The sequence below is a fragment of the Paracoccus sp. TRP genome (assembly GCF_000185925.1).
In the GTDB taxonomy this organism is placed as follows: Bacteria; Pseudomonadota; Alphaproteobacteria; order Rhodobacterales; family Rhodobacteraceae; genus Paracoccus; species Paracoccus kondratievae.
On sequence record NZ_AEPN01000079.1, the window covers coordinates 1 to 7,008 of the forward strand.

5 protein-coding genes are annotated in these 7,008 nt (G+C 61.0%); 1 reads left to right on the plus strand and 4 read right to left on the minus strand.

Features of this window, described 5'->3' with window-relative positions:
• Positions 1 to 240: 240 nt before the first annotated feature.
• Genes rfbA through rfbC form a run of 4 tightly spaced genes read right to left on the minus strand, consistent with a single transcriptional unit; the run spans position 241 to position 3,594 of the window.
• Positions 241 to 1,134 (minus strand): glucose-1-phosphate thymidylyltransferase RfbA, encoded by an 894-nt coding sequence (gene rfbA, locus PARACOCCUSGL_RS0119275; protein WP_010400415.1) that lies wholly within the window; start codon positions 1,132 to 1,134, stop codon positions 241 to 243.
• On the minus strand, positions 1,131 to 1,982 hold the full coding sequence (gene rfbD / locus PARACOCCUSGL_RS0119280) for a dTDP-4-dehydrorhamnose reductase (protein WP_010400419.1): 852 nt from the start codon (positions 1,980 to 1,982) through the stop codon (positions 1,131 to 1,133). Before rfbD ends, rfbA begins: the two co-directional genes overlap by 4 nt.
• Positions 1,979 to 3,016, minus strand: coding sequence for a dTDP-glucose 4,6-dehydratase (rfbB, locus tag PARACOCCUSGL_RS0119285; protein WP_010400421.1), 1,038 nt, complete (start codon positions 3,014 to 3,016; stop codon positions 1,979 to 1,981). Before rfbB ends, rfbD begins: the two co-directional genes overlap by 4 nt.
• Positions 3,013 to 3,594 carry a dTDP-4-dehydrorhamnose 3,5-epimerase gene (gene rfbC, locus PARACOCCUSGL_RS0119290; RefSeq protein ID WP_010400422.1) on the minus strand — a complete coding sequence of 194 codons (582 nt, stop codon included), beginning with the start codon at positions 3,592 to 3,594 and terminating at the stop codon, positions 3,013 to 3,015. Before rfbC ends, rfbB begins: the two co-directional genes overlap by 4 nt.
• 198 nt (positions 3,595 to 3,792) lie before the next feature.
• Here rfbC and PARACOCCUSGL_RS0119295 point away from each other — a divergent pair, with 198 nt between their 5' ends.
• On the plus strand, positions 3,793 to 6,987 hold the full coding sequence (locus PARACOCCUSGL_RS0119295; RefSeq protein WP_010400424.1) for a M10 family metallopeptidase C-terminal domain-containing protein: 3,195 nt from the start codon (positions 3,793 to 3,795) through the stop codon (positions 6,985 to 6,987).
• Positions 6,988 to 7,008 lie beyond the last annotated feature (21 nt).

The window sequence follows — 7,008 nt, forward strand, 5'->3', positions numbered from 1 at the left end:
CCTCCGGCAAACCCGGTGCGGTTCACTGCAGTCGATCTCTTCTGCGTTTGACACGCTCCGGTCCTGCACCGCTGCATTCAACGTCACAGGGATACCTCAACCGGTCAGAGAAGGGCCAAGCCCGGAACGGGCTCGGTCTGAACACGGACAATCCGGGGAGCGGGTCAGTCTGAACCTCAGAGCCAGGACACTTCACCCTGAACCCGATCCACCAGATGCCGGGACTGAGCAACGACCACCTTACTTCAGCAGGCGCGCCAGGTAGTTGCCGTAATCGTTCTTGGCGAATTTGCGTGCCTGCTCGCGCAGTTGGTCAGCGCCAATCCAGCCCTGGCCATGGGCAATCTCTTCCGGGCAGCCAGTCTGCAAGCTTTGACGCTGTTCCAATGTGCGCACAAAGTTGCCGGCATCGAGCAGGCTGGCGTGAGTGCCGGTGTCGAGCCAGGCGAAACCCCGGCCCATCTTCTCGACCGTCAGCTGACCCTCATGCAAATAAGTCTCGAGCAGCGTAGTGATTTCAAGCTCACCACGAGCCGATGGCTTTACTTCGCGCGCGCGCGCAGGCGCTGTACCGTCAAGGAAATAAAGCCCCGTCACCGCATAATCCGAAGGCGGGACAGGCGGTTTTTCAATAATCGCGCGGGCACGGCCGTCCTGGTCAAAATCGACCACGCCATAACGCTCGGGATCGGCGACGCGATAGCCAAAAACCGTACCACCTTCGGTCCGCTGATCCGCCGAGGCCAACAAATTTGGCAAGCCGTGGCCAAAGAAAATATTGTCGCCCAGCACCATGGCCGAGGGCGCACCGGAGAGGAAGTCTTCGGCAAGGATATAGGCCTGTGCCAACCCGTCGGGCGAGGGCTGCACCAGGTATTCGAAGCTTAGCCCCCATTGGCTGCCATCACCCAGCAGACGCTGAAATTGTGCCTGATCCTCGGGCGTGGTGATGATCGCGATCTCACGAATGCCCGTAAGCATCAGCACCGAAATCGGATAATAGATCATCGGCTTGTCATAGATCGGCAACAGCTGTTTCGACACGCCCATGGTGATCGGATACAGCCGCGTGCCCGAACCGCCGGCCAGAATAATGCCCTTGCGTCGGCTGGTTGGAGTGCCGGATTGGGTCATGGTTTCAGCTCCTGTAATACCTTGGCGAGACCGGCACGCCAATCGGGGCGGTTGATGCCGAAGTCTCGTGAAATGGCGGCACAGTTCAGGCGTGAGTTCGCCGGGCGTCGCGCAGGTGTGGGATAATCCGAGGTGGCAATTTCGGTCACGCGGCAAGACAGCCCCGCCTGCGTCATGATCTCGCGCGCAAAACCGGCCCAAGAGGCATCGGGCGCGCCCGCGAAATGATAAATGCCACCCCGAGCAGGATCGGCGCGCATGGTATCAAGCATGGCAAGACAGGCGGCAGCAATATCACCCGCAGGGGTCGGGCCGCCGTGCTGATCGGCAACCACGCGCAACTCCTCACGCTCGGCACCCAGCCGCAGCATGGTCTTGACGAAATTGGCGCCATGGGCCGAAAACACCCAAGAGGTTCGCATAACCGCCCATTGCCCGCCCACACCGGCAACGCCCACCTCACCCGCAAGCTTGGTCGCGCCATAGACGCCTAGCGGGCCAGTCGGGTCAGTCTCGTCCCAAGGCCGTTCGCCCGAACCGTCAAAAACGTAATCGGTCGAGATATGCAGGAACGGCACACCCAGTTCGGCGGCGGCCCGGGCCATTGCGACCGGAGCCTCGGCGTTGATGGCGCGCGCCAGATCTGGCTCGGATTCGGCGCGATCCACGGCGGTATAGGCAGCAGCGTTCAGCACCGCTGCACAGCCCGAGGTACGAATTGCCGCAGCACAAGCCTGCGGATCAGTCAGATCAGCCTGATCGCGTCCCAGAAAACGCGCCTCGGGGACCAGACGGGCCAATTCGGTTGCAACCTGTCCGGTGCGGCCAAAGACCAAAAGGCCCTTCATGCCTTGCCAAGCCTTTCGCCAACGCCCTGACGGCTCAGCAACGGGCGCCACCAGTCTTCGTTGTTCAGGTACCATTCGACAGTACGCCTGAGCCCCTCTTCGACCGTGACCGAGGGGCGCCAACCCAGTTCGGTACGGATGCGGGTCGGGTCGATCGCATAGCGGCGGTCGTGACCTGGCCGGTCGGCAACAAAGGTGATCAGCCGGTCATGCGGCGCGGATTCTGGGCGCAGATGGTCCATATGGGCGCAAATGGTCCGCACCAGATCTATATTACGCGCCTCATTCTCGCCACCGATGTTATAGCTGCGGCCCAGGCTGCCCTTTTCCAAGGCAAGCAGCAACGCGTCGGCGTGATCCTCGACATAAAGCCAGTCGCGCACGTTGCCTCCATCACCATAGACTGGGATCGGTCGGCCATGCAGAGCGTTCAGGATCACCACTGGCACCAGCTTTTCCGGAAAATGGAAAGGCCCGTAATTGTTTGAACAATTGGTCAGCACCACCGGCAGGCCGTAGGTCTCGTGCCAGGCGCGGACCAGATGATCGGATGCGGCTTTCGAGGCCGAATAGGGGCTGCGCGGGTCATAGGGCGTAGTCTCGGTGAACTGGCCAGTTTCGCCCAAAGAGCCAAAGACCTCATCGGTCGAGATATGGTGGAAACGGAACCCCTCGGGCCGGCCCTGCGTGGTCCAGTAGGCACGCGCCGCCTCAAGCAGGTTATAGGTTCCGGTCACGTTCGTTTCGATGAATGCGCCCGGCCCGTCGATCGAGCGATCCACATGGCTTTCAGCAGCCAGATGCATGATCGCATCGGGCTTATGGGTCGAGAGGATGCGATCAAGCGCCGCCCGGTCGCGAATATCGGCCTGTTCGAAACGATAAAGCGGGCTGTCCGCGACCGAGGCCACATTCGCCAGATTAGCCGCATAGGTCAGCGCATCTAGGTTCACTACCTCATGCCCGCGCGCCACCGCCAGCCGCACCACTGCCGAACCGATGAACCCCGCGCCACCGGTCACCAGAATCTTCATAGCCTCGCCTCGTAATCAAAGGGCCCTTGATAGGTGAAAGGGCTGTCGAACTCGTTCAATGCCGGGGCCCTGGCGTCCTTGGCCGACAGAATCGGTGGATCTGTCAGGCCCCAGTCGATGCCGATACTGTCCCAGGCTACCGCCCCGTCGCAATCGGGCGCGTAATGGTCTGTACATTTGTAGAGGATTTCCGTGTCCGGCTCGCGCGTCACAAAGCCGTGCAGAAAGCCCGCCGGTACCCACAGCTGGCATCCATTCTCAAAAGACAGCTCACAGCCAGTCCATTTTCCATAAGTCGGACTGCCTTTACGGATATCGACCGCGACGTCGAAAAGCCGCCCGCGCCCACAGCGCACCAGCTTGCCTTGCGCATGCGGCGGCGACTGGAAATGCAATCCACGCAGCGTTCCGACAGCGGAGGAAAGAGAGTGATTGTCCTGAACGAACTCTGGCAGGTCGAGCCCCGCCTCGTGCAATGTCCTGCGGCTCCAGCTTTCGCTGAAAAACCCGCGTTCGTCACCGAAACGGGACGGAACAATGATCAGCACGCCCGGCAACGAGGTCTTTTGAATCTGCATCGGTCTTTAACCAGTCTACTTGTCGCATCAGCGGTATGGAGGAACTCGGAACCACGCACAAGCCATGCATGTAACGCGCAGACTAAGCGTGAGACCATTAAAATGCACGGGGAATAATGGGTGACTTATCTGGCGGGGTTAGCACTTTGTTAGGGCGGCGGGATGACCCCGCGATGAACTACCACAAGCGATCCTGCCATGCGTTACCGTCACGTTGCCACCTATACCGGCCCAGCGACAAGTTTCGTGACCAATATCACGGACCTGCAAACCCATGCCGGAACCGATGGATACACGCTTTACAGCGTTACCCATGTCGGTGGAGGCATGGCCGCCTATCGCATCACCTCGGCCGACCAGCCGATCGAGATGATCGACCGCCATGCCTATCCGCAATCGTTCCAATATGCCGGCACGCCGGGGGCCAGCATCATCACCCTCAACAGCGGACCGGTTCTGTTTGGCACCGGAATGCGCGAAACACTCGGCTCGGGGTTCCTGCTGGATGATGACGGCAGCTTTGCAGAGAGCATCCGGCTGCTGAAGGGCAAACAATCCGGCGATATCGTCCAGCTGGGCGAGTTCGAGACGACCGGGGGCCGGTTTTTCTATTTCGCGCGCGACGGGCAGACCGGGTTCGAGATCTGGAAGTTCGGCGACAAGGGCAAGATCAGCCACCTCACCGATGTCGCGCTGCCGACCGGCCCGGGCGTTCAGGGGGCCGAAATAAACGACATGCTGGTGACGCAGCTGGGGGATCGCAGCTTCATCATCTCGGCCTCGGCCATGGGCAACTATGTCGCGGTGCAGATGATCCATGCCGACGGCTCGGTAGGGACTGCGCAGATGCTATGGGCGGACCGCGGCCTCGGCATGAACCAGCCGACACATCTGGGCACGGTGACGGTTGGAGCCGTAACCTATCTGGTGGTCGCCTCGGCGCAAAGCTCGTCGCTGACCACGATGCGGCTGACCTATGACGGCGCGCTTGAGCCGGTGGATCACATCATTGACGAGCGCACGACCCGATTTGCCGGGGCCACCGCACTGGAAACCGTGATGATGGACGGCCGCGCCTTCATCTTTGTCGGCGGCGGCGATGACGGGCTCAGCGTCTTTACCATGTTGCCCGATGGACGGCTGATGCATCTGGAAACACTGGTCGACACAGACAAACTGACCCTCGCCGATGTCTCAGCCCTGTCGGCCATGGTGATCGACGGCAAGATCGCGCTCTTTGTCTCATCCCGCACCGAAAAAGGCATCACGCAATTCGCCTTTGACCCGGGAGGCATCGGCCTGACGAAGGTGGTCGGCGCCGGCAAGCAGATCGGCACCGCTGGCAGCGACATGATGCAGGCCAGCGCCAAAACCACGCATATGGACGGCGGGGCGGGCGACGACATCCTGATCGCCGGTAGCAGCCCGGTGAGGATGACCGGTGGTAAAGGAGCGGACACATTCGTCCCGATGGAGGTCAACGGCACGATCACCATCACCGATTTCGAGCTTGGCGTCGACAAGCTGGACCTATCCTTCCTGGACATGATCCGCAGCACGGGACAGCTGGTGTTCCGGCCGCAAGCCTATGGAATAAAAATCTTTTATGGAAAAACGGTTCTTGTAATCATGACACGCGACAAGACGACGCTGCAGGCGAACTCCTTTGACGAATCCCTTTTCCCGATCGGGCATTACGCGCCACCGGACATGACCACCAAAGTGGTCGGCACGGCGCGCAACGACAAGCTGGTCGCCAGCCGCTACGGCTCGAAAGTCTATGGCCTTGCTGGCAACGACAGGCTGATAGGCAGGGACGGAAACGATACTCTCGACGGGGGGACCGGCAATGACTCGCTGTTGGGCGGCGGCGGCCACGACCGGCTTTATGGCCGCGCGGGGAATGACAGGCTTTACGGCGGCGCAGGAAACGACAGGCTATACGGCGGGCCGGGAAATGACACGCTCTATGGCGGGGCGGGAAATGACAGCCTGTATGGCGAAAGCGGCAATGACATTCTGCGCGGAGACGACGGGAACGACACCCTCCACGACACACACGGCCACAACACTCTGGTGGGCGGCGAAGGGAATGACGTGCTGATCGCAGGCGCAGGCAATGATCTGCTGGACGGCGGGCCCGGGAACGACCGGATGATCGGCGGTGCAGGAAACGACCGGATGATCGGCGGCGATGGAAACGATCGGATGGTCGGTGGCGCTGGAAACGACCGGATGATCGGCGGAAACGGCGACGACCGGATGGTCGGTGGGACCGGAAACGATTCGCTTTCCGGCGGCAACGGCAATGACTTCCTGCAAGGAGACGCAGGCGACGATGTCCTTGACGGCGGGGCTGGCAACGACAGCCTGATCGGAGGTGCGGGAAACGACCGGCTCTACGGCGGGACTGGAAACGACCGGATGGCCGGTGGAACCGGCAATGACACGCTGCTGGGGGGTAGCGGCAACGATGTACTGATGGGCGATGCCGGGGACGACCTGCTTGACGGAGGGGCAGGCAACGACAAACTCCTTGGTGGGGCGGGACTGGACGTTCTGCGCGGCGGCACCGGAAATGACACCTTGGAGGGGGGGGCAGGCCATGACACGATTTACGGCGATGACGGCGATGACCTCATCAAGGGCCAACAGGACCACGACCGTCTATATGGCGGGGCCGGAAACGACACCATCTATGGTGGTGAAGGGCATGATCTGGTCGATGGCAGTATAGGCGATGATGTCCTTTACGGCGACAGCGGGAACGACACCCTGCGTGGCGGGGATGGCCGGGACTCGTTATCTGGCGGCACGGGCAACGACTGGCTGCAAGGCGATGCCGGAAATGACACGCTTTCTGGCGACAGCGGTAACGACACGCTGATCGGAGGCGCTGGCAACGACGCGCTATACGGCGGCACTGGAAACGATGTGCTTCGCGGTGGTGATGGCGCTGACCGGCTGGATGGTGGTACCGGTCATGACGATCTGGACGGCGGTACTGGCGATGATGTGCTGTTTGGCGGCGACGGTCATGACCTGCTCAAAGGCAATGACGGAAATGACCGACTACAGGGTGGCCGGGGTCATGATACGCTGATCGGCGGAGCCGGAGCTGACATTTTTGTCTTCAACTCACCAGAGGACCTGGACGGCAGTACCGATACCATCCTGGATTTCCAGCCGGACCTCGACAGGATCGACCTTTCGGGTCTCAACCTGACCTTTATCGGCTGCCAGGAGTTCTCGGGCGCAGGCCAGATTCGTCTGGAACAGCTATCCCCCGAACTGCAGCGCCTGCTGATCGACATGGACGGGGACGGTCGCGCCGATCTGACGATCGAGGTAGCAGGGCCGGTAACCCTGACCGAATCGTCTTTCCTTCTTTAGCGTTCGAGTAATTTTTTGTGT